Source organism: Streptomyces sp. OfavH-34-F (assembly GCF_022347745.1).
Classification (GTDB): domain Bacteria; phylum Actinomycetota; class Actinomycetes; order Streptomycetales; family Streptomycetaceae; genus Streptomyces.
Genome location: NZ_JAKRGC010000105.1, coordinates 1 through 20,066 on the forward strand (window position 1 = coordinate 1; position 20,066 = coordinate 20,066).

Sequence of the window (20,066 nt, forward strand, 5' to 3'; positions counted from 1 at the left end):
ACATACCGGCACTCATCCTGCACGGCACCGCCGACCGCATCCTGCCCATCGAGGCCACCGGCGAGCCCTTCCACCGGGCCCTCCCCCACGCCGACTACGTCGTCATCGACGGCGCCCCCCACGGCCTGCTCTGGACCCACGCCCAGGAAGTCACCGACGCCCTCCTCACCTTCCTCGCGAAGTGACCAACAGCGGGCCGCCGTTCACCACCCCTGCCGTAGGCGGCGGCCCGCTACGGCGCGTGCACGGAGCCGTCTTCGGCGTCCAGGGCGTCGAGCCGCTCCCTGACCTCCTGGGCGCTGCGGGTGAGTTCCTGCTGTTCGGCGCCGGCGAGCGCACGGACCCAGTCCGCCCGGGCGCCGTCCTGGTCGCCCATGGCCAGACGGGTGTCGCCCATCCGCATCAGCCCGCCGACGGCGTTCCGCAGGTCGCCCAGTTCCTCGAAGGCGTCCACCACCCGCTGGTAGGTGGCCACCGACTCCTCGTACCGGCCCAGCTGACGGAGCATGTGGGCCAGGACGTCCCAGCTCTGCGCCCGCTGCCAGGGGGCGTCCAGGCTCTGGTACAGGCCGAGGGCCTCCTCGCTGAGGGCGAGGGCCTTCTCCAGGTTTCCCAGATTGGAGTGGAACCAGGCGAGTTCGACGAGGCACTCGGCCGTCCACAACGTGTCGCCCGTGGCCCAGGACAGGGCGAGACCGCGCTCGGAGGACGCGACGGCCTGCGGCGCCTCCCCGAACAGGTACAGCGCGCACGCGGTGGCGTAGTGGGCGCGGGCCTGTTCGCCCAGCGCGCCCAGGTCCTCGAGGATCGCGACGGCGTCACCCAGGTGGCGCAGGGCCTGGTCCCGGTGACCGAGGTAGCCGTGGACGGCGCCGATGTGGCGCAGACAGCGGCCTTCCTCCAGGCGGTCGCCCCGGCGCCGGGCCACGTCCAGGGCGGGGACGAGGGCGGCGATGGCCTCCGGCCAGTACTCCTGGCGGTTCAGGTACTCCTTCAGCGACCAGGCCAGTCCGGTGACGTGGTGGTCCAGCTTCCGTGCGACGGCGGTGTGCAGCAGGGCGTCCAGCACCCGGCGCTCGGCGGTGAACCACCGGTTCGCCCGGTCCACGGTGGCCAGGTCCTCGGGGGCGGCGCCCGCGCTCGGGGAGCCCAGGTCGAGTTCGGGCAGCGAGTCCTGCCGGAACAGCCGGTTGCCCTCGTACGCCGTGAACATGTAGTGGTCCAGCACCCGCAGGACGGCGAGCCGGGACTCGTCATCGGTGTGGTGCTCGCCGGCGAGTTCGCCGGCGTAACCGCGCAGCAGGTCGTGCAGGGCGTACCGGCCGGGCAGGGGCTGCTCGACGAGGCAGGAGCGGGTCAGTACGGCGAGCAGGCGGCGGGTCTCGGGGAGGGTGAGCCCGGCGAGCCCGGCAGCGGCCGGGGCACTGATCTCGGGGCCGGGGTGGAGGGCGAGGAGCCGGAAGAGCCGCGCGGCGGGCCGGTCCAGCGACCGGTAGGACCAGGAGAACACGCTGCGGAGGTCGGTGGCCGCGTCGAAGCCGGTGAACGCCTCCAGCCCGCCGTGGAACTCCCGCAGTTCGTCGGCGACGGCACGCAGCGGAAAGGCGGGCTCCAGTTCCGCGCGGGCGGCCACCACGGCCAGGGCCAGCGGCAGCCGACCGCACAGCCGGACGATGTCCGCCGCGGCGGACGGCTCGGCGGCCAGACGCTCCGCTCCCAGCCGCCGTGCCAGCGTCTCGTGGGCCTCGGCCTGCGAGGGCAGCGCGAGACCGAGTGGCTTGGCTCCGTCGGCGGCGATCAGACCGGGGAGCCGGTTGCGGCTGGTGACCAGGGTGAGGCAGCCCTCGCCCGCCGGCAGCAGGGGGCGGACCTGCTCCTCGTCGCGGGCGTTGTCCAGGACGAGCAGGACCCGCCGACCGGCCAGGAGGCTGCGGAACAGCGTGCTGCGGTCGCCGGTGTCCTCCGGGATGCGCTGCGCCGGAACTCCGAGCGCCGTCAGAAAGCCGTGCAGAGCGTCACCGGGCTCCACGGCAGGGGCGTTCGGATGGAACCCGCACAGATTGACGAAGAGCTGGCCGTCCGGGAAGGACGACGCGACCTGATGGGCGTGGTGGACGGCGAAGGTGGTCTTGCCCACGCCGGGCGGGCCGCCGATGACGACGACGGGCGCACCGGGCAGTCCCGGCCGGTCCGGCGCGCCGCTCACGGCGGACAGCCAGGCGCTCTCGGCCGCGCGGCCCGCGAACACCGGCAGGTCGCCGGGCAGTTGCGCCGGGCGCATCCGGGGCGCGGGCTCCTCACCGCCGTCCTCCGCGGCCGGGCGGTCACCGCCGCCCTCCGCGGCCGGGTCGTCGCCACCGTCCGGGGAAGGCACCTCCGGCGCGGCGTTCTCCGGCCCCTCGCCGGCGGGGGTGACGGCCGCCGCACCCACCGTCTCCGCCAGGAGCAGGGGCGGCAGGTCGTGGCGGAGGATGCCCTCGTGCAGGGCGCGCAGTCCGGGACCGGGTTCGAGGCCGAGTTCGTCCGCGAGACGCCGGCGCACATCGGCGTACTGCCGCAGCGCCTCGGGATGCCGGCCGCTCCGGTACAGCGCCCGCAGCAGCAGGGCCCAGCCGGTCTCCCGCAGCGGGTGGGCGAGGGTCAGCTCCCGTGCCGCCTCCACGGCCTCGTGCATGCGTCCGCTCACCAGCAGTGCGGTGGTACGGAGTTCGCGGACGGTCTGCCTCAGCTCCTCCAGGCGCGCGCTCTCGTGGGCGGCGAAGAGGTGGTGCGCGGCGTCGGCGAGCGCGTCCCCGCGCCACATGTCCAGGGCCCGGCCCGTCTCGTCCAGGGCGTCCTCCGGCCGGCCCCGGTCCAGCAGCCGGTGCGCCCGGGCGGCGGCCCGTTCGAAGCGCACGGTGTCGCGGCTCTCGGGCGGTACGCGCAGGGCGTAGCCGGCGGGCTCGGTGACCAGCACCTCGAAGGCCCCCCGGGCGCGCAGGTGCTGGGGCTCCAGGACCGCACGGACCTTGCTGACGTTGGCGTGCAGGGAGGCCGTCGCCCGGGCCGGGGCCGGGCTCTCCGACCACAGCTCCTCGCACAGCGTCTCGGGGGCGACGGCGCAGCCGTCCGCGAGCAGCAGCCGCACCAGCAGCAGCCGCTGCTTGCGCCGTCCCGGGTCGAGCACCTCGCCGGCCCGCCGTACCACCAGCGGCCCCAGCACGCCGAAGTCGAGGTCCCGCCCGGCGGTCGTCGTCATCTCTTCCTCATGTCTTTCGGTGCCGGCCTCCCGCATGCGCGCGTGTGCGCCCGCGTGGCCGTCCTGTCGGCTCGCCCCGTCGTCCTGCCCGGGGTGAGGAGCGGCCGTGTCCCTCCATGGGCATGACGGCGTACGCCGGGTGCCGCCGAATCGGGGAGGCCGCGTGGGCCCTGCCGCGACGGCGTGGCCGCTCGGGGGCGGGAAGGGCGTGGAGGTACAGGAGCGGCGGGACCTCGTCGTCCGATTTGCCGCCCTTGGGACATTAGCAGGGCGTCACCCGGGGTGACGACCGTGCGGACGCCCTCGCCCAGGGGACGGCACCTCGTCGGCACATGCCCTCTGAGCTGCGACGACAGTGAACCGGGGCGCTCCTCGCCTCGTTGAGCGGTCGAGCGAACGCCGTCCAGAGTGAGGAATGCCATGACCATCGTCGAAGGAACCTGTACCGCCCGGTTCGAGCCGCTCCGGGCGGCGCTGACGGCGCACCTCGCGTCCTGTGAGGAACTGGGGGCGTCGATCGCCGTCGATGTGGACGGCACCCTGGAGGCCGACCTGTGGGGCGGGCACGCGGACGCGGCCCGTACCGTTCCGTGGCACCGGGACACGGTGGTGGGCCTGTGGTCGACCACCAAGACCCTCACCAGCCTGGCGGCCCTCGTCCTCGTGGAGCGGGGGGTGCTGGACCTCCACCGGCCGGTCGCCCACTACTGGCCGGAGTTCGCGGCCAGGGGCAAGCAGGACATCGAGGTGCGGCACGTCCTGGCCCATACCTCGGGGCTCTCCGGCTGGGAGCAGCCCTTCACCGTCGACGACCTGTACGACTGGCCGACGGCGAGCGCCCGCCTGGCCGACCAGGCGCCCTGGTGGGAGCCGGGAACCGCCTCCGGCTACCACATGCAGACCCAGGGACAGCTCGTGGGAGAGCTGGTGCGCAGGGCAAGCGGGCGCACGCTGACCGAGTTCGTCGCGACCGAGATAGCCGCACCGCTGGGCGCCGACGTCCAGATCGGCGCGCGGGAGGCCGACTGGCCGCGGATCTCCGCGCTGGTCCCGTCGGCACCGAGCCCCGCGGTGCCGACGGATCTCGACCCCGACGCGGTGTTCACCAGAACGATGCTCGGGAGCCCCGCCCGGGACGAACACGTCGATACACCGCGCTGGCGCCGGGCCGAACTCGGGGCCGTCAACGGACACGGCAACGCACGCGGTCTGGTCCGCGCCCTCTCCGTGATCTCCCGGCACGGCGAGGCGAACGGCCTGCGGCTGCTGTCGCCGGGGACCGTGGACGCGATCTTCGACGTCCAGGCCGACGGGGTCGATCTGTTCCTGGGCGTCCCCGTGCGCTGGGGCGTCGGCTACGCGCTCGCCGGCCCGCCGACGATCCCCGGCCTGCCCGACGGGACGATCTGCTTCTGGGCCGGCTGGGGCGGCTCCCTCGTGGTGATGGACCTGGACCGGCGCATCACGTTCGCGTACACGATGAACCGGCTGGGTGCCGGAATCCTCGGCTCGGAGCGTACGCACGACTACCTCGCGAAGGTCTACGAGGCGTTCGGCACCCCGGCCTCCAGGGCAGCCCGCCAGACAGGGCTGTCGACGTAGTGGTTGTCGAACCGTTCCGCCGATGCGGCGATCTCCTCGGCGTCGGCCTCTCCGCGCATGACCCGGCCCAGCAGGCGCAGGTAGTCGAACCGGCCCATGCCCGGCGTGAACACGAACAGGACGTCCGCCTCACAGCCCGGCGCCGCCGCGAAGGCGTGCGGGGTGTGCGGCGGTACGGCCAGGAAGTCACCGGCCTCCAGGACGGTGACCTCCTCCCCCGTCAGCACGCGAAGGGAGCCACTGATCACGAAGAACAGCTCGGTCGCCCTGGTGTGGAAGTGGGCGGGTGCCCCCACGGCTCCCTCGGCGAAGGTGGACCGGTAGCTGGTGAAGCCGTTGCCCGTACCGTCCGAGTCGGCGAGCAGCGTGATCACGCTGCTGGGGTCGGCACAGGTCTCGGCCTCCGCGTGACGGGTCAGCACCAGCTGTCCACTGGCCTCGGTGTTCTTCATGTCGGGTCCTTCCTGATTCCGGAGAGAGAGTGGAGAGGGGATGCGCGGGGGGCCGGGACGGCAGCCGGCGCGCGGTGAACGGCGGGGGCGGGTGTCAGCCGAAGATCGCGGCGGGTTCGCCGGTGTACCACGTGTTGTCGATACGGAGCCGGCGGATGACCCAGCGGTCGCCGTCGCGGATCAGCTCGACGTCGTAGGGGTTCTTCAGCAGCGCGTGGGTGCCGGGATCGGCGACGAGCAGGTGCTGGGCCTCCACCAGGGCCGTGAGCCGGGCGGTGTCGCCCTCGACGGCGATGCGCACATCGGTGATCTGGTGGGTGGTGTCCACCCGGCCGGTGAACATGGCCAGGATGGTGGTGACGATGGTGTCGCGCCCGGACATCAGCGGCGGTTCGGCTCCCCACTTGGAGGCGGCGGGACGGAAGTCCAGCTCGGCGTCGGCGGCGAACGCCGAGGCGAACAGGTCCTTGTCCTTCAGGTCCTGGCCCAGGCCGAAGCGGTGGAGCGCGTCGGTGATTTCCGTACGGTCCCTGAGTTCGGCGACGGCCGCCGCGAGGTCGTGCGCGGGGGCGGTCAGGGCGCGATCACGCGTGACGTACATGATGTTCTCCTGTGCGGATGAGGTGGCCCGGAAGGGGCTTGGTTCTCATCGTGCTGGGGCCCGAACATGGCATCAACGCGCTTCTGCGCAACGATCGTGAAGCCACGCTTAACGACGAGGAGAGGGCGCGGCATGCTGGAGCGGCACGAGCTGGAGGCGTTCCTGACGCTCGCCGAAGAGCTGCACTTCGGCCGCACCGCCGAGCGGTTGCACGTCTCCACGGCCCGGGTCAGCCAGACCATCGCCAAACTGGAGCGCCGCATCGGCGTCCCCTTGTTCAACCGCACCAGCCGCCGGGTGGAACTGTCCCCGGTGGGGCGGCAGTTGCTCGAAGAGATCGGCCCGGCGTGGTCCCGGATCGCCGAAGCGTACGAGCGGGCCGTCGAAGCCGGCAAGGGGCTGACCGGGCTGCTGAGGGTGGCCTTCACCGGGCCTGCGGCGGGCCAGTTGCTGGCCGGGGCGACGCAGGCGTTCCGCACCCGGCACCCGGACTGCGAGGTCCGGATCAAGGAGGCGCACCTGCCGCAGGTCCTGCCCTGGCTGCGCGACGGGGAGGCGGACATCGCGCTCACCTGCTTCCCGATGCGCGAGGAGGGCATCGTCATGGGGCCCGTCCTGGTGCGGGAGGCACGCATGCTCGCCGTGCCGGCCGGGCACCCGTTCGCCCGCCGTGCGGCCGTCTCCGTCGAGGACCTGGCTCGCGTGACTCTGCTGCAGGTCCCCGGGACGCTGCCGGAATCCCTGCGCCGGGACTGGGCCCCGGACCGGACTCCCGCGGGGAAACCGATCACGCTCGGTCCGTCGGCCATGACGTTCAACGAGACGCTGACTCTCGTGGGCGCCGGCGAGGGGGTCTTCGTCGTCGGGGCCCACGCGAGGCGGTACTTCGCCCGTCCCGATGTCGTCTACGTGCCCTTCGGGGACGCCGAGCCGGCGGAGTGGGGCCTGGTGTGGTCCGCCGACGGCGCGACAGCCCGCACGCGCGCCTTCGGCGAGGCAGCGCTCGGCCTGGTCCAGACCCCCGGGGTGCCCACGCAGGCTGAGTAAACCGGGTGCGGCCGGCCGCCGCGATGCTGTGCAATGCGGGACATGACGATCGTTCTGAACGAGCCCGGTGTCGACGAGCTGGCCGGGGTCGTGGACGCCCTCCGCGTATGGCAGGACGACCGCACGCCGCTGCAACTCCATCCGGGAGACCTCGGCTGGGCCTGGGCGCTGGGCGCCGAGAGGCTGGCCGCGGCCGTCCGCACCTGGAGCGCGGGCGGGCGGATCGTTGCCGTCGGATACCTGGACGCCCCCGATGTACTACGGCTGACGACCTCGCCCGACGTGCGGCAGGACGGTGCGCTGGCGCGCCGGATGCTGGCGGATCTCGAAGACCCGGAGCGCGGGGTTCTGCCGCCCGGGAAAGTCGGCGTCGAGATCCCCGACGGCGCCCTGCTCCGCGAGGTCCTCCTGGAAGCGGGCTGGAATCCGGACGAGCCGTGGACGCCGCTGCACCGTGACCTCGCCGAACCGGTGCCGGACTCCGGCCTGCGGATCGAGGTGGCCGGCCCGGAGACGGCGGGGGTACGGACCGCCGTCCACCGCTCGGCGTTCGGCAGCCCGCGGTTCACCGAGAAGATCTGGCACGTCCTCGCGGCGGGGCCGGTCTACGCCGACGCCCGCTGCCTGATCGGCTACGACGCCCGGGACAACGCGGTGGCCGCGGCGACGGTCTGGTCCGCCGGACCCGGCCGACCCGGCCTGCTGGAGCCGGTGGGCGTGCACGCCGACCATCGCGGCCGCGGCCACGGGACGGCGATCAGCCTCGCTGCCGCGGCAACGCTGCGTGAACTGGGCGCGTCGAGCGCACTCGTCAGCACCCCGACATCGAACACCGCCGCCGTCGCCACCTACAAAGCCGCCGGCTACAACCCGGCACCCAACCGCCTGGACCTCAGCCGCTCCGCCTGAAGCCGCGGTACTACGGCTGGGCCTGGATCCACGTCGGTACTGGCCCACCGATCCGCACCGTCCCACCCGCAGCCGGGATCCCATCTCCAGCATCACCGCGTCGGGCGGAGTCCTCTGCAACGCCTCCAACTGACCTCCACGCAAGAGGCGTCGTTCGGCGCCGGACCATGGATGACAAGCTCAGACCGCGTGGCCAAGCGCAAGCTAGAGTGAGCTGATGCCCACGCGAGTGCAACGCGCTGTGCGTCATCTGATCGTGCAGATGGAGTCCGGATCGGCTCCTGCCTATCAAGCCGCAGTGCAGGAGCTGGCTGAGACAGCCAAGGCGGAAGGCCGTGAGGGGCTGACTGCGGCGGTGGAAGCCCTGGCCCCTCTGCTGCCGGGTCTGGGCGGAGATTACGCCATGACCGCGGTTCTGGCCGGAGCCTTCGTTGAGTGGGGCGCATCGCCGATGGCACTCGTGGACGTGCTGCCCCAGCGTGCGGCGGAAGCCATGATGCTCAACGCCGCAGTACCCGAGCTCTGGGACGCGGCGACCGGAGGAAGGGCGCTGCCTGAGCCGGAGAGTGCCGACGCGAGCGAACTCGTGCGTGAACTGACGCGACGACCCTGGTGGCGTCGGGTTGGGGACAGTGCGAGAAGTGAGGCCCTGACCCGAATCGCGATGTCGTGGTTCGACATGGACGATTGGCTCAGAGCGCTTACCACTGTCATGGTGGACGGTCGGTTCCGGGCAGCGGTATCCGACAAGGTCAAAGCTGAACTCCGCGAACATGCTGCTGCGGTCGCCTACCGATGTCAGCAGGGCAAGTGGGTCGCCGCGTTGGCAGCTGTCCTCGATGACGAGCCGCTGGTGGTGCTCGACCCCCGTGCCCGTCGGGGATATGCCCTGACGATGAGCGGGGTAGGGGGCAATGGGCAGATGCTCATCCTTCTGGCCGACAGGCTCACGGGGGATCCGACTCATGGCTGGGTCGCCGGCGATCCGCCCTCCAGACGCTGGGTCGAGGCAGCCACCAGCGGAAGCCCGCACCTGGGGCCCGACACCCCAGCGCTGACTGCATTCCATCTTCTCGACGGTCATGGAACCCCCATCAGCGCTGATGGGGTGCCGGCCGATATAGAAACTCTCGACGGCACACGCATTCTGGTCCTGCACCGCCTGAAACGGGATTACGCCATGACCGCTGGCCGCATGTTCGAGCACATGAGGCCGACATTGCGCGTCGACCGGATGTTGCGGCGAGCAGAGGCGGAGAGCTGGCTTTCCCGTTTGGCACTCCCGACTGGCTCCCCGTACAGCGAGTGATAACTGAGCTGGGACTGCCGGCAGGGTAGAGCTAAAGCCTTACCTGCGTGTGATCCCGGACGTGATCCAGGGGAGCCGGTTTCAAGGTCCAGGACTGGACCCCCGCCTTCGTTAAGCGGCATGTACGGCACCCCAGCCTGGTGCACAGTCGGGGCCCGGATAGTGCGGTTGGCGTTACTGCCCCGACCTCCGCCACCTGGCCCGGCAGGGTGCTAGGTGCAGGGCTGTCGGGCGGGCCAGCATGTGCTCTTGCCCTCGGCGGCGCCTGCTGATCGAAGGAGATACGGTTTACCCAGGTCGCTTCTTCCAGGGCGACTTGGGTGAGGGGGCATGCGGTGGATGTCTATATCGAAGTTTCGCTCGATCGCGGCGCTGAGGAATGCGGCCGGACAACGGAGCGGTGGTTCACTTGCGGCCTGGACATGTTTTTCTCGGGCCTGCTGAGGTCCAGGACAGACTGGCATGCGGCGATAAACCGTGAGGAATCCTCACCCGCAGAGCGCTTCGACGGCAAGCGCAGGGGGTTGGAAGATTTCATGGAAGGTGTTCGAGCCGGCTCTTATTATGGGCACTTTGGATTCTCTGAAGAAGATTGCCGATTGGGGTACATCGAAACCAGTTCTGCCCTCATGGAGGGCATGAGCACCCTTAACACCGTGGGCCTCCCCGCCACCCCTTCCGATTTTAGCGATCCGGGTTTCTGTTCCGGAATCGTCGAATTCCTCTTGACGGCCCTAAACGGCGCAAATCCTGCCTTCGGGCGTGTAGAGATTGGCCAGTTTACGGAGCGAACAAATCTTGATGTCGCGCTCCGCCGCAAGGTCACCAAATCCATGCCCAACGGACGCGGGACGCTGCGCGGTTACGCATGGGTGACAATTGTCCCTCAGGAACTGCTAGAGCGGCTTGGAGGGTGGGCAGAGCTCGAGTCCGGTGACGCCTTCTTCAAGGTGTTTCCCTTGCCTGGCGGGGGCGGTATCTTGCAGGCCAGTGAAACCATATCAGGTTACACCGACGCAGCCATGTGGCGCATCTTTAAAACGTTGGCTCCTGTTTTGCCGACAGGTGAGCCGGAGTATCATGCCGCATACCCAGAAAACCGTTTCGTCCCACATGACGCCCGAGAATTCATATAGCAAGTTATTGGAATCCCGGAAAGGCCATCCGGCATATTGAGCTTTTTCCAACCTCACGCTGATGCGTGATGAAGGACGAGGGTGGCCTTCAGGTGATGCGGTTGGTGGCGCAAGCACGCGAAGCTCCTGGCGGATCAGGGTGATCTTGGTCGAGAACCCGTCTACCAGGAGCTTCGGCGTTGCGCAGGACAGGCCAACTCGCCTTCAGGCACAGCAGATCGAGAAGGGTTCGTTGTCCTCGTCGTGGCCGATGGGGTGCCGGTGACGTGGGGCTTACGTCGGTGCGGCGTGCCGTGGATTCCCACGAAATCCGGTGGAGTCTCAGCGGCCGGAGGTGGTTGGGTCCTGCTCAATGCTTCGCTGACATGGCCCGGCACAGTGCGAGGCACAAGGTTCGAGTCGCAGCGCGGTCTCGCCCGCGTGTCGTCGAGTGACGGAGGTTTCGCGGTGGCTGGTTATGAGGCGCTCTCCGACGTATACGAGTGGCTGATCGGGGACGACAGATTGACCCCCGCCAAGGCAGCCGCGGTGTACTACAGCGATGTCGTGGGTTCTGTGCCGCCCAACGCGCGTGTCCTGGACTGCGCATGTGGAACCGGCCAGCTCGCCGTCGGGCTGGGGGGTCTCGGCCTGGACGTGGTGGCCGCAGATGCCAGCAGGGGGATGGTTCGCCGGACCGAGCAGGTCGCCGACGAGCAGGGCGTCTCGCTTCGAGCCCTCCGCGCGAGCTGGGACGAGCTGCCCGACCACCTGGAGGACTCCACGTTCGACCTGGTGTTCTGCGTCGGCAACTCGCTCGGGCACGCCGAGGGCGCAGCCGGGCGCCTGACCGCACTGGAAGCGATGTCGCGGCTGCTGACTCCGGGCGGACGCCTTGTGCTCCACTCACGTAACTGGGAGCTCGTGCGCTCCGCCGGCTCGCGGATAGACGTCCGTGATCGACTCATCCGCCGCAACGGCCGCGATGCGGTCGTCAGCTACTACTGGCAGATCGAGGAGCGCTGGGAGAAGGAACACTTCCTCGAGATCGTGATCGCCCAGATCGAGCCGGACGGGGCAGTGCGAGCCTGCTCGGAGCGGTTGTCCATCTGGCCCTACCGGTACGAGGACCTCGTGGCGCAGTTGCGGAGTGTCGGGCTCACGGTGCAGTCCACCACCTTCGACCCGGAGAGCGATGGGTACCTGGTGGTCGCCGGCCGCCACCAGGCGCGAGGCACGTCGGAGCCCGCGCGCTGATCCGCCTTCCGTCGTCGTTGCCGACCTGCCGCCCCGCGACCGCCTGCCGCGCTTCGGGAAGTGTTCAGTGCTGGAAGCGGTTGCTGCGGGTGCGGTCCTCACTCTGTATCCGACCTGCTCGAGCTGAGGTTGGAAACAGCTCAAGGGTCCTCCGACACAGGTCAGAGGCCCTTTCCGAGGCAAAACCGCAGGGGCGGCAGACGAGTCGGGCTGTACGCCGGGTTCTGTCGCCCGGTCGCCTCGCGGCGGCCGGGGAGACGGCCATCCATCTAGGACCGGCATTGCTGCCGGCCTCGTGCGGTCTACCCGCGAACTCGGGCGGGCAGCCCTCGATCGTCCGCGCAGGGCCGTCTTGCGACGGCCCCTCTTGACCTTGCTCCGGGTGGGGTTTACCTAGCCGCCTGGGTCACCCCAGGCGCTGGTGGTCTCTTACACCACCGTTTCACCCTTACCCGGGACCGGAGTCCCGGGCGGTCTGTTCTCTGTGGCACTGTCCCGCGGGTCACCCCGGGTGGCCGTTAGCCACCACCCTGCCCTGTGGAGCCCGGACGTTCCTCGGGGGGATCCGAAGATCCCCACGCGGCCGTCCGCCCGGCTCGTCTGCCGTACCGCCCATGCTACCCGGCCCGGCGGGGCGGCTCGCTCAGAGGAAGTCCTCCGTCTGCAGGTCGAGGTCGAAGGGCGCCGGAAGACGGACCGGCTTGCCGAACGGCACGGTGCAGTGCTGACGGTAGTCGTCCCCCTCCGGGTCGCGGAACAGCGTGACCGAGGACTCCTCCCGGTCCACCAGCAGGTACAGGGGGATCGGGCCCCTCGCGTAGCAGTGCCGCTTGGCCCGGCGGTCGGCGGCCGGCTTCGACGACGTGACCTCCACGACGAGCGCCACCCCCTCGCACGGCATCCACGGCTCCGCGCCCCGGTACAGCCGCAGGGCCGTCGGGGCGAACGTGCCGTCGGGGATGGCGTGGTTCTTCGGGCAACCGCCGCCGCTTCTCAGCTTCAGGCCCTTGTTCCCGGAGAAGTCCATGTCGGTGGTGGCGTTCCTGACCACCTGCTTCAGGATTACGTTGATGTAGTCCTCATGATCCCCGTCCGGCGGCGGTGTCACGACGATCTCCCCCTCGATCAGCTCCGCTCGGAAGCCCTCCGGCGTATCCAGCGCCAGGAAGCCCTCAAGCAGGACGTCCGCCTGCGAGAGCGGTTCGTGCGGCATGGCAGACATGTCACGCCCCTTCCTCGGTCGCTCGTCAGAGTGCGCCATCGCGGAACCAGCCGTCCGTGAGATGGGAGTCTTTCCCCCGATCGTGGCACAGGACGGGCCCGTGCGTTCAGAGGCTGGTCGGAGTGAGGGCGGTGATGCCCGCCGTCCAGGCCGTGGTGACGGCCTCGGGGGTGGGGAAGCGGTCGTTCAGTTCCATCATGACCATGCCGTGGGCGAAGGCCCAGGCCGCCCGGGCCGTGGCCTCGTCGGGGAGGAGGGCGCGGAAGAGCGGGGCGGCGGCGCGTTCTTCGAGGTGCCGGGAGTGCGGGCGGGACGTGGTCAGGCGGTAGAGGTGCGGGTGCGCCAGGGCGTGGGCGCGGTAGGCGGCGGCCAGGGCCGGGAAGGAGCCGGGGGCCGCCGTCTCCGCGGCTTCGAGGGCCTCGGCGGTCTCGGCCAGCATCGCGTCGGCCAGCGCGTCCACCACGGACGACTTGTCCGGGAAGTGCTTGTAGAGGGAGGGGGCCGTGATGCCAAGGCGCCCGGCGAGCCGGCGCATGGTCAGCGCGTCCGGGCCCTCCTGCTCCAGGAGCACACGGGCGGCGGCCAGGATCTGGTGCTGGCGGGCGCGGTCGGTCACGCCGGTCCCTCCTTCGTACGGGCGCGGGGGCCGAACTCGCGATCGTACGAGATGCCGTCAGACCGGGCGGAACAGGGCCTTCGCCGTGCCCGGCGACGCCTCGGCGAGGCGGACCCGCAGGCGCTCGCCCAGCGGCAGGGGCGCGTCGCCCTCGACGCGGGCGACGATCGCCGGGTCGTCGATGTGGACGGTGCCGGTGTCGGGTGCGTCGTCCCGCACGTCCACCACGTACCCGTCGAAGACCGCGCCCACCCGGTCCGCCAGCAGCGCCGCCTCGACCAGATCCACGGACTCGCGCTCCACGGTGTTGGCGCGGCGCGTGCCCTCGGCCATCTCCTTGGGCAGCGCCGGCAGCGCGGCGAGCACCCACTCGGGCGGGTCGCGGTCCTCGCAGGCCGCCAGGCACAGTTCGGCGGCGTACCGGTCGACCAGGCGGCGCAGCGGCGCGGTGCAGTGCGTGTAGAGGTCGGCGACGGCCGCGTGCACGGCGGGGACCGGCAGGTCGCCGCCGTCGAAGACGGTGTAGCCCGCGCCGCGCAGCAGCGTCGTGCACTCCTGGAGGAACGCCGCGTGGTCCGCGCGCCCGGGGTCGAGCGAGCGGACGACCTCGGCGTACGGGACGTGGTGCGGCCACTCGATGCGCAGGGCCTCGGCGCTACGGCGCAGCCGGGCCACGGCGCCGTCCGGCGCGACCGGCAGGGTGCGCAGGATGCCGGTGCCGCTGTCCGCCATCACGCGGGCCGCCGCCATGCCGGTGAGCAGGGAGATCTGGGCGTTCCAGCCCTCCGCCGGGAGCGGGGCGCGGTACGCCAGGCCGTAGCCGCCGTCGTGTGCGGTGATCTCCTGCTCGGGCACGTTGAGGGAGATGCCGCCCCGGGCCACCTCCTGCTCCTCGCGGAGGGTGCCGATGTCCCGGAGCAGCGCCAGCGGCTCCTCGGCGGTGCCGGCGTCGATCCGCCGCTGCGCGTCCGCGTAGTCGAGCCTGGCGCGGCTGCGTACGAGCGCCCGGCCGAGCCGGGTCGCCACCGCGCGGCCTTCCGGGTCGAGGTCGATCTCCCACAGGGCCGCGGGCCGGACCCGGCCGGGCAGCAGGCTGGCGGCGTCCTCGGACAGCACCTCGGGGTGCAGCGGAATCCGGCCGTCCGGGAAGTAGAGCGTGGTCACCCTGCGGTGGGCCTCGGCGTCCAGCGCGCCGCCGGGGCGCACGAACGCGGCCACGTCCGCGATGGCGTACCGCACCCGGTAGCCGTGGGCCCGGCGCTCCAGGTGCATCGCCTGGTCGAGGTCCATGGCGCCGGACGGGTCGATGGTGAGGAAGGGGATGTCCGTGGCGTCGCGGTGTCCGCCGAGTTCCGGTGCGCGCGCCGCGTCGTGCGCCTCGGCGAGGACCTCGGCGGGGAAGTCGCCGGGCAGCGCCGCGTCGGTGCGCAGGGCGTGCAGGGCCTCCCGCAGCGGGGTTCCGGCTGCGCCGGTCATGCGAAGGTGACGGCGAGGCATGCCCCGAGCGTAGGCCGCCGCGCGGAGCGCGGCATTCCGGGCGGTGTCCGGTGCGCGGGGCCCCGCTTCCGCGCCGCGTCCTGGCCCCTCCCCCGCCCCCGTACGCTGGCCGGAGGTCTTCGTGCCGACCGCACGCCGGGCGGAGCCCTTCCCCGTACGTCTTGAAGGAGAACCGTCGTGCTCGTGTTGTTGCCGCCCTCCGAAGGTAAGGCCGCCTCGGGGCGGGGGGCTCCGCTGAAGCCCGAGTCGCTCGCGCTGCCCGGGCTGGGCGAGGCGCGGGGCGCCGTGCTGGACGCCCTGGTGGAGCTGTGCGCGGCCGACGAGGAGAAGGCGCGCGAGGTGCTGGGGCTCAGCGAGGGGCTGCGGGGCGAGGTCGCGAAGAACGCCGTGCTGCGGACGGCGGGGACGCGGCCGGCCGGGGAGCTGTACACCGGCGTGCTGTACGACGCGCTCGGTCTGGCCACCCTCGATCCGGCCGCCCGGCGCCTCGCCGCGAAGTCGCTGCTGGTGTTCTCCGGGCTGTGGGGCGCGGTACGGGTGGGCGACCGGATTCCGCCGTACCGCTGTTCGATGGGCGTGAAGCTGCCGGGGCTCGGGGCGCTCGGGGCGTTCTGGCGTGCGCCGATGGCGGAGGTGATGCCGGAGGCGGCGGGGGACGGGCTCGTGCTGGACCTGCGTTCGTCCGCGTACGCGGCGGCGTGGAAGCCGAAGGGTGCGCTGGCGGAGCGGACGGCGAGCGTCCGGGTGCTGCACGCGCGGCAGGTGGACGGGGTGGAGAAGCGGTCCGTGGTCAGCCACTTCAACAAGGCCACCAAGGGCCGCATCGTGCGGGACCTGCTGCTCGCGGGGGCGCGGCCGGCCGGTCCCGCCGAGCTGGTGACGGTGCTGCGGGATCTCGGTCACGTCGTCGAGGCGGCGGAACCCGCCCGGCCGGGGCGGCCGTGGCAGCTCGACGTGGTGGTCACGGAGATCCACTGAGGGCGCGCCCCAGGGGACATTTAAGGTGCGTTGCACATGGTGCAACGGTCGTTGCGCGGTGCGCCGGGCGCGGGCAGGATGGGCGCATGACCTCCTCCGTGCTGGACCTCGCCCCCGTCGTGCCCGTCGTCGTCCTGGAGGACGCGGCCGACGCGGTCCCGCTGGCCAGGGCGCTGGTCGCGGGCGGGCTCCCGGCGATCGAGGTGACCCTGCGCACCGCCGCCGCCCCGGACGCGATCCGGGCGATCGCGGCGGAGGTCCCGGACGCGGTGGTCGGGGCCGGCACGGTCGTCTCGGCCGGTCAGGTCGCGGACATGGTGGCGGCGGGGGCCCGGTTCCTGGTCAGTCCGGGGTGGACGGACGCGCTGCTGGAGGCGATGAAGGGGTCCGGGCTGCCGTTCCTGCCGGGCGTCTCGACGACCTCCGAGGTGGTGGCGCTGCTGGAGCGCGGGATGACCGAGATGAAGTTCTTCCCGGCCGAGGCGGCGGGCGGCACCGCCTATCTCAAGGCCCTCTCCGCCCCGCTCCCCCGGGCCAGGTTCTGCCCGACCGGCGGCATCTCGCCCGCCTCGGCGCCCGCGTACCTGGCGCTGTCCAACGTGGGCTGTGTGGGCGGCAGCTGGATGGTCCCGGCCGACGCGATCGCGGCCCACGACTGGGACCGGGTGCAGCGCCTCGCCGCCGAAGCGGCGGCGCTGGGCGCCTGAGCGGGGGCGCCCGGGACATCCGTACGCGCCGGCCGGCAACCACCCGTACGCGGCCTTCGCGCCCGGCCGGCACCCCGTACGCGGGCACCTCGCGCCCGGCCGGCGCCCCGTACACGCCCGACCAGCACCCGGGGCTGGCACCCGTCCTCCCACCCCGCGCCATGGCCGGAATCTCGCGCCCCGGTCGAGTCCCCGTCCACCGCGTGCATGCTCCCCGGGATTCGGGGCACGACCCCTGTAGGGGACGTCACCCGCACGCCGGGTCACCCGGGTTCCGACAGGTAATCCCCCGACCGGCCGGAACCGCCTCGGCCCCACCGGCCCTCCCCCCGGCCGGTGGGGCCGAGTGCCGTCCCGGCGCGGTCAGCCCGCCAGGTGGGACGTGTCGTTCAGCAGGCGTACGGAGGCGTTGCCGTCCGCGTAGTACGCCACCGTCGAAACGGACGCCGCCGACAGCTCCATCCGGAACAGCGCCTCCGGAGGCGCGCCCAGGGCCAGCCGGACCAGCGTCTTGATCGGGGTGACGTGCGTGACGACGAGGACCGTGCGCCCCGCGTACCGCGCGACGAGGCGGTCGCGGGCGTCCGCCACCCGCCGGGCCACCTCGGCGAAGCTCTCGCCGCCGCCCGTGGGGGCCGCGTCCGGGGAGGCGAGCCAGGCGTCCAGGTCGGCGCCGTACCGCTCCTTCACCTCGCCGAAGGTGAGCCCCTCCCAGGCACCGAAGTCCGTCTCGCGCAGCCCGTCCTCGATCCGCACCTCCAGGCCCAGCCGGTCCGCGACCGCGCCGGCCGTCTCGCGGCAGCGGCGGAGCGGGGAGCTGACGATCTCCTGGACGGTGCCCCGCGCGGCGAAGGCGGCCGCCGCGTGTGCGGCCTGGTCGCGGCCGGCGGCGGACAGCACGGGATCGGTGCCGCCGCTGCCGGAGAACCGCTTCTGCGGGGTGAGGGCCGTCTCGCCGTGCCGCAGCAGGACGAGGGTGGCGGGGGCGCCCAGGTCCGGGGCGGAGCCCCAGCCCACCTGCGGGGTGAGGGGATCGCTCGGCGACCCGGCGCCGGGCGGCGCGGGCACGGTCACCGGGGTGTGCGGGGCGTCCAGGCCGGCCGTGGAGGCGGCCGCGTCCCAGGGGACGCCGCGCCGGCCCGCGTCCATCGCCTCGTTGGCCAGCCGGTCGGCGTACCGGTTGCGCTCGCGCGGAATCCACTCGTACGTGACGGCCGCGCCGGGCAGCACGCCCGCCGCCTCGGCCGCCAGCGGTTTCAGGTCGGGGTGCTTGATCTTCCAGCGGCCGGACATCTGCTCCACGACCAGCTTGGAGTCCATCCGGACGTGCACCGCGGCGTCCGCCGCCCCGGCGCCGTCCGGGAGCAGCGACCGCACGGCGCGGAGGCCGGCGAGGAGACCGCGGTACTCGGCGACGTTGTTGGTCGCGAACCCGATGTACTCGGCAGCCTCGGCCAGCGTCCCGCCGGTGTCCGGGTCGATGACGACCGCGCCGTAGCCGGCGGGGCCCGGATTGCCCCGTGAGCCGCCGTCGGCCTCGACGACGAACCGGCGCGGCCCCACCACTAGAGACCCGAGTCGGCGGTGCGGACGAGGATGCGCCGGCAGTTCTCGCAGCGCAGCACGGCGTCCGGGGCGGCCGCCTTCACGTCGTTGATCTCGGTGATGTTGAGTTCGAGGCGGCAGCCCTCGCAGCGGCGCTGGTAGAGGCGGGCGGCGCCCACCCCGCCCTGCTGGGCGCGGAGCTTGTCGTACAGCTTGAGCAGGTCGGCCGGGACCGAACCGGCGACGACCTCGCGCTCCTTGGTGACCGTGGCGGCCTCCGCGTCCAGCTCCTGGGTGGCGGCGTCGCGGCGGGCGGTGGCGTCGTCCACCTTGGCCTGCACGGCGGCGACCCGGTCCGTCAGCTCGGCGACCCGCTCCTGGGCGGACTCGCGGCGCTCCATGACCTCCAGGACGATGTCCTCCAGGTCGCCCTGGCGCTTGGCGAGCGAGGCGATCTCGCGCTGGAGGCTCTCCAGGTCCTTCGGCGAGGTGACCGCGCCGGAGTCCAGGCGCTGCTGGTCGCGGGCGGCGCGCTGGCGGACCTGGTCGACGTCCTGCTCCGCCTTGGTCTGCTCGCGGGCGGTGTCGCTCTCCTCGGTGGTCGCGGCCACGAGCAGGGCGCGGTGCTGGGCGAGGTCGGCCGTCAGCGACTCGATCTCGGCGTGCTCGGGCAGGGACTTGCGGCGGTGCGCGAGCTGGGAGAGGCGCTGGTCGAGCGCCTGGACGTCGAGAAGTCGGATCTGATCGGCGGGCGCGGCGTTCAGTTGGGGGCTCCAGAAGAGTGGTGGGCGGTCCAGGGGTCGGTGACCTGCTTCGAGACGTGGACCCTCAGGTCCCATCCGAGGCGGTCGGAAATCGCTTCGAGCTGTGCGGCGGCCTGTGCGCACCACGGCCACTCGGTGGCCCAGTGCGCGGCGTCGACGAGGCCGAGCGGAGAGTGCTGGGTGGCCTCGGAGGCCGGGTGGTGGCGCAGGTCGGCGGTGAGGAAGGCGTCGACGCCGGCGGCGCGCACCGCGTCGAAGAGGCTGTCGCCCGATCCGCCGCTGACGGCGACGGTGCGCACGAGGGCCTGCGGGTCGCCCGCGAGGCGGATGCCCTGCGCGGTGGCGGGCAGCCGGGCCGCGGCGCGGGCGGCGAACGCGCCCAGCGTCTCGGGGTGGTCCAGCACGCAGATCCGGCCGAGGCCGCGGCGCCCCTGCGGGTCCGTCGGGTCCGGGACGAGGGGGCGCTCGACGCGCAGGTCGAGCGCGGCGGCGAGGGCGTCGGAGACCCCGGGGTCGGCGGTGTCGGCGTTGGTGTGGGCGACGTGCAGCGCGACGCCCTCCCGGATGAGGGTGTGCACGACGCGGCCCTTGAACGTGTCCGCCGCGACCGTCGTCGTCCCGCGCAGGTAGAGCGGGTGATGGGTCACGATCAGCTGCGCGCCCAGCCGGACGGCCTCCTCGGCGGTCTCCCGCACGGGGTCCACGGCGAACAGCACCCGGTGGACCTCGGCGTCCGGATCACCGCAGACGGTGCCGACCGCGTCCCATCCTTCGGCCCGCTCGGGCGGCCAGAGGGCGTCGAGCTCGGAGATGACATCAGACAGACGGGGCACGGAGCAAAGGCTACCTGCCCGGCGCGCCCCCGGAAGCCGTGGGGAACGGGCGGCCCGACGGCCGCTGTGCGCGCAGCACACCCGTGCGCGCGGGGAGTGCGGAATCCGGCCATCACCACCCTTATGTGTGAAGTGGGGGTTCTCGTGTTGTTCGGCTGGAAGTGCGAAAACTAGCTTCGGTGGCCGGAGGTAATGAGTCGATGACTGGCTGTGCCATCAAAGAGGGGTCCGTGACGGCGACCGGCGCGTGGGGCGGTGCGGGGGCCGGCGGGCCGAAGTGGGTCCGTGTGGCGACGAAGCCGGCGGCCGGTGCCCGCGCCCGGGCCGCCTCCCCGGTGGCCGGAGCCGTGCCGGTCGTCCCGGCCGTCCCCGCG

At 72.2% G+C, this 20,066-nt stretch carries 18 protein-coding genes and 1 other RNA gene; 9 read left to right on the top strand and 10 right to left on the bottom strand.

Annotated elements, in window-relative coordinates:
* Window positions 1-185 (top strand): alpha/beta fold hydrolase (locus MHW47_RS17255; protein ID WP_239224262.1); only part of this gene is annotated, 185 nt, incomplete at its 5' end.
* A 47-nt stretch (window positions 186-232) separates the two neighbouring features.
* On the opposite strand, the gene MHW47_RS17260 is transcribed toward MHW47_RS17255, so the two are convergent.
* Entirely contained in the window at window positions 233-3,238 is a 3,006-nt protein-coding gene (locus MHW47_RS17260) for a BTAD domain-containing putative transcriptional regulator (protein ID WP_239224264.1), read from the bottom strand.
* 420 nt (window positions 3,239-3,658) lie between these two features.
* Here MHW47_RS17260 and MHW47_RS17265 point away from each other — a divergent pair, with 420 nt between their 5' ends.
* On the top strand, window positions 3,659-4,840 hold the full coding sequence (locus tag MHW47_RS17265) for a serine hydrolase (protein WP_239224266.1): 1,182 nt from the start codon (window positions 3,659-3,661) through the stop codon (window positions 4,838-4,840).
* Here MHW47_RS17265 and MHW47_RS17270 read toward each other — a convergent pair.
* A complete protein-coding gene (locus MHW47_RS17270) occupies window positions 4,780-5,292 on the bottom strand; it encodes a cupin domain-containing protein (RefSeq protein ID WP_239224268.1) in 513 nt (170 codons plus the stop codon). The genes MHW47_RS17265 and MHW47_RS17270 overlap by 61 nt on opposite strands.
* Window positions 5,293-5,386: 94 nt before the next feature.
* Window positions 5,387-5,893 (bottom strand): nuclear transport factor 2 family protein, encoded by a 507-nt coding sequence (locus MHW47_RS17275; protein WP_239224270.1) that lies wholly within the window; start codon window positions 5,891-5,893, stop codon window positions 5,387-5,389.
* Window positions 5,894-6,025: 132 nt separating this feature from the next.
* On the opposite strand from MHW47_RS17275, the gene MHW47_RS17280 reads away from it, so the two are divergent.
* From MHW47_RS17280 to MHW47_RS17300, 5 genes are all read left to right on the top strand, one after another.
* Window positions 6,026-6,940 carry a LysR family transcriptional regulator gene (locus MHW47_RS17280; RefSeq protein ID WP_239224272.1) on the top strand — a complete coding sequence of 305 codons (915 nt, stop codon included), beginning with the start codon at window positions 6,026-6,028 and terminating at the stop codon, window positions 6,938-6,940.
* A gap of 42 nt (window positions 6,941-6,982) precedes the next feature.
* Window positions 6,983-7,849 (top strand): N-acetyltransferase, encoded by an 867-nt coding sequence (locus MHW47_RS17285; protein ID WP_239224274.1) that lies wholly within the window; start codon window positions 6,983-6,985, stop codon window positions 7,847-7,849.
* 217 nt (window positions 7,850-8,066) lie between these two features.
* Window positions 8,067-9,158: a hypothetical protein gene (locus MHW47_RS17290; RefSeq protein ID WP_239224275.1), complete on the top strand. Its 1,092-nt coding sequence runs from the start codon at window positions 8,067-8,069 to the stop codon at window positions 9,156-9,158.
* Between the two features lie 335 nt (window positions 9,159-9,493).
* Window positions 9,494-10,294, top strand: a complete 801-nt coding sequence (locus MHW47_RS17295) for a hypothetical protein (protein ID WP_239224276.1) — start codon at window positions 9,494-9,496, stop codon at window positions 10,292-10,294.
* A gap of 447 nt (window positions 10,295-10,741) precedes the next feature.
* Window positions 10,742-11,530, top strand: a complete 789-nt coding sequence (locus tag MHW47_RS17300) for a class I SAM-dependent methyltransferase (protein ID WP_239224277.1) — start codon at window positions 10,742-10,744, stop codon at window positions 11,528-11,530.
* Window positions 11,531-11,727: 197 nt separating this feature from the next.
* Here the strand turns inward: MHW47_RS17300 and rnpB are convergent.
* The 4 genes from rnpB to MHW47_RS17320 form a co-directional block, all read right to left on the bottom strand.
* An RNA gene (gene rnpB / locus MHW47_RS17305) (RNase P RNA component class A) lies at window positions 11,728-12,129 on the bottom strand.
* A 44-nt stretch (window positions 12,130-12,173) separates the two neighbouring features.
* Window positions 12,174-12,743, bottom strand: a complete 570-nt coding sequence (locus MHW47_RS17310) for a Uma2 family endonuclease (RefSeq protein WP_239224286.1) — start codon at window positions 12,741-12,743, stop codon at window positions 12,174-12,176.
* A gap of 115 nt (window positions 12,744-12,858) precedes the next feature.
* A complete protein-coding gene (locus tag MHW47_RS17315; protein ID WP_239224278.1) occupies window positions 12,859-13,368 on the bottom strand; it encodes a helix-turn-helix domain-containing protein in 510 nt (169 codons plus the stop codon).
* Between the two features lie 57 nt (window positions 13,369-13,425).
* Entirely contained in the window at window positions 13,426-14,844 is a 1,419-nt protein-coding gene (locus MHW47_RS17320) for an RNB domain-containing ribonuclease (RefSeq protein WP_239224279.1), read from the bottom strand.
* Window positions 14,845-15,042: 198 nt separating this feature from the next.
* Between MHW47_RS17320 and yaaA the strand changes: the two genes are divergently transcribed.
* Both yaaA and eda read left to right on the top strand, forming a co-directional pair.
* Complete coding sequence (gene yaaA, locus MHW47_RS17325; RefSeq protein ID WP_239224280.1) at window positions 15,043-15,843, top strand: peroxide stress protein YaaA; 801 nt, start codon at window positions 15,043-15,045, stop codon at window positions 15,841-15,843.
* A gap of 86 nt (window positions 15,844-15,929) precedes the next feature.
* Entirely contained in the window at window positions 15,930-16,550 is a 621-nt protein-coding gene (eda, locus tag MHW47_RS17330; protein ID WP_239224281.1) for a bifunctional 4-hydroxy-2-oxoglutarate aldolase/2-dehydro-3-deoxy-phosphogluconate aldolase, read from the top strand.
* A 363-nt stretch (window positions 16,551-16,913) separates the two neighbouring features.
* Here eda and MHW47_RS17335 read toward each other — a convergent pair whose 3' ends face one another.
* Genes MHW47_RS17335 through MHW47_RS17345 form a run of 3 tightly spaced genes read right to left on the bottom strand, consistent with a single transcriptional unit; the run spans window position 16,914 to window position 19,692 of the window.
* On the bottom strand, window positions 16,914-18,116 hold the full coding sequence (locus tag MHW47_RS17335; protein ID WP_239224282.1) for a bifunctional RNase H/acid phosphatase: 1,203 nt from the start codon (window positions 18,114-18,116) through the stop codon (window positions 16,914-16,916).
* Window positions 18,116-18,859, bottom strand: coding sequence for a zinc ribbon domain-containing protein (locus MHW47_RS17340; protein WP_239224287.1), 744 nt, complete (start codon window positions 18,857-18,859; stop codon window positions 18,116-18,118). Before MHW47_RS17340 ends, MHW47_RS17335 begins: the two co-directional genes overlap by 1 nt.
* Window positions 18,856-19,692: a Nif3-like dinuclear metal center hexameric protein gene (locus tag MHW47_RS17345; RefSeq protein WP_239224283.1), complete on the bottom strand. Its 837-nt coding sequence runs from the start codon at window positions 19,690-19,692 to the stop codon at window positions 18,856-18,858. The genes MHW47_RS17340 and MHW47_RS17345 overlap by 4 nt, the downstream gene beginning before the upstream one ends.
* Window positions 19,693-20,066 lie beyond the last annotated feature (374 nt).

Bases quoted from the DNA above. Each gene is read 5' to 3' on its own strand.
- MHW47_RS17260 (WP_239224264.1), bottom strand. From the start codon at position 3,238: ATGACGACGACCGCCGGGCGGGACCTCGACTTCGGCGTGCTGGGGCCG.
- MHW47_RS17265 (WP_239224266.1), top strand. From the start codon at position 3,659: ATGACCATCGTCGAAGGAACCTGTACCGCCCGGTTCGAGCCGCTCCGG.
- MHW47_RS17270 (WP_239224268.1), bottom strand. From the start codon at position 5,292: ATGAAGAACACCGAGGCCAGTGGACAGCTGGTGCTGACCCGTCACGCG.
- MHW47_RS17275 (WP_239224270.1), bottom strand. From the start codon at position 5,893: ATGTACGTCACGCGTGATCGCGCCCTGACCGCCCCCGCGCACGACCTC.
- MHW47_RS17280 (WP_239224272.1), top strand. From the start codon at position 6,026: ATGCTGGAGCGGCACGAGCTGGAGGCGTTCCTGACGCTCGCCGAAGAG.
- MHW47_RS17285 (WP_239224274.1), top strand. From the start codon at position 6,983: ATGACGATCGTTCTGAACGAGCCCGGTGTCGACGAGCTGGCCGGGGTC.
- MHW47_RS17290 (WP_239224275.1), top strand. From the start codon at position 8,067: ATGCCCACGCGAGTGCAACGCGCTGTGCGTCATCTGATCGTGCAGATG.
- MHW47_RS17310 (WP_239224286.1), bottom strand. From the start codon at position 12,743: ATGCCGCACGAACCGCTCTCGCAGGCGGACGTCCTGCTTGAGGGCTTC.
- MHW47_RS17320 (WP_239224279.1), bottom strand. From the start codon at position 14,844: ATGACCGGCGCAGCCGGAACCCCGCTGCGGGAGGCCCTGCACGCCCTG.
- eda (WP_239224281.1), top strand. From the start codon at position 15,930: ATGACCTCCTCCGTGCTGGACCTCGCCCCCGTCGTGCCCGTCGTCGTC.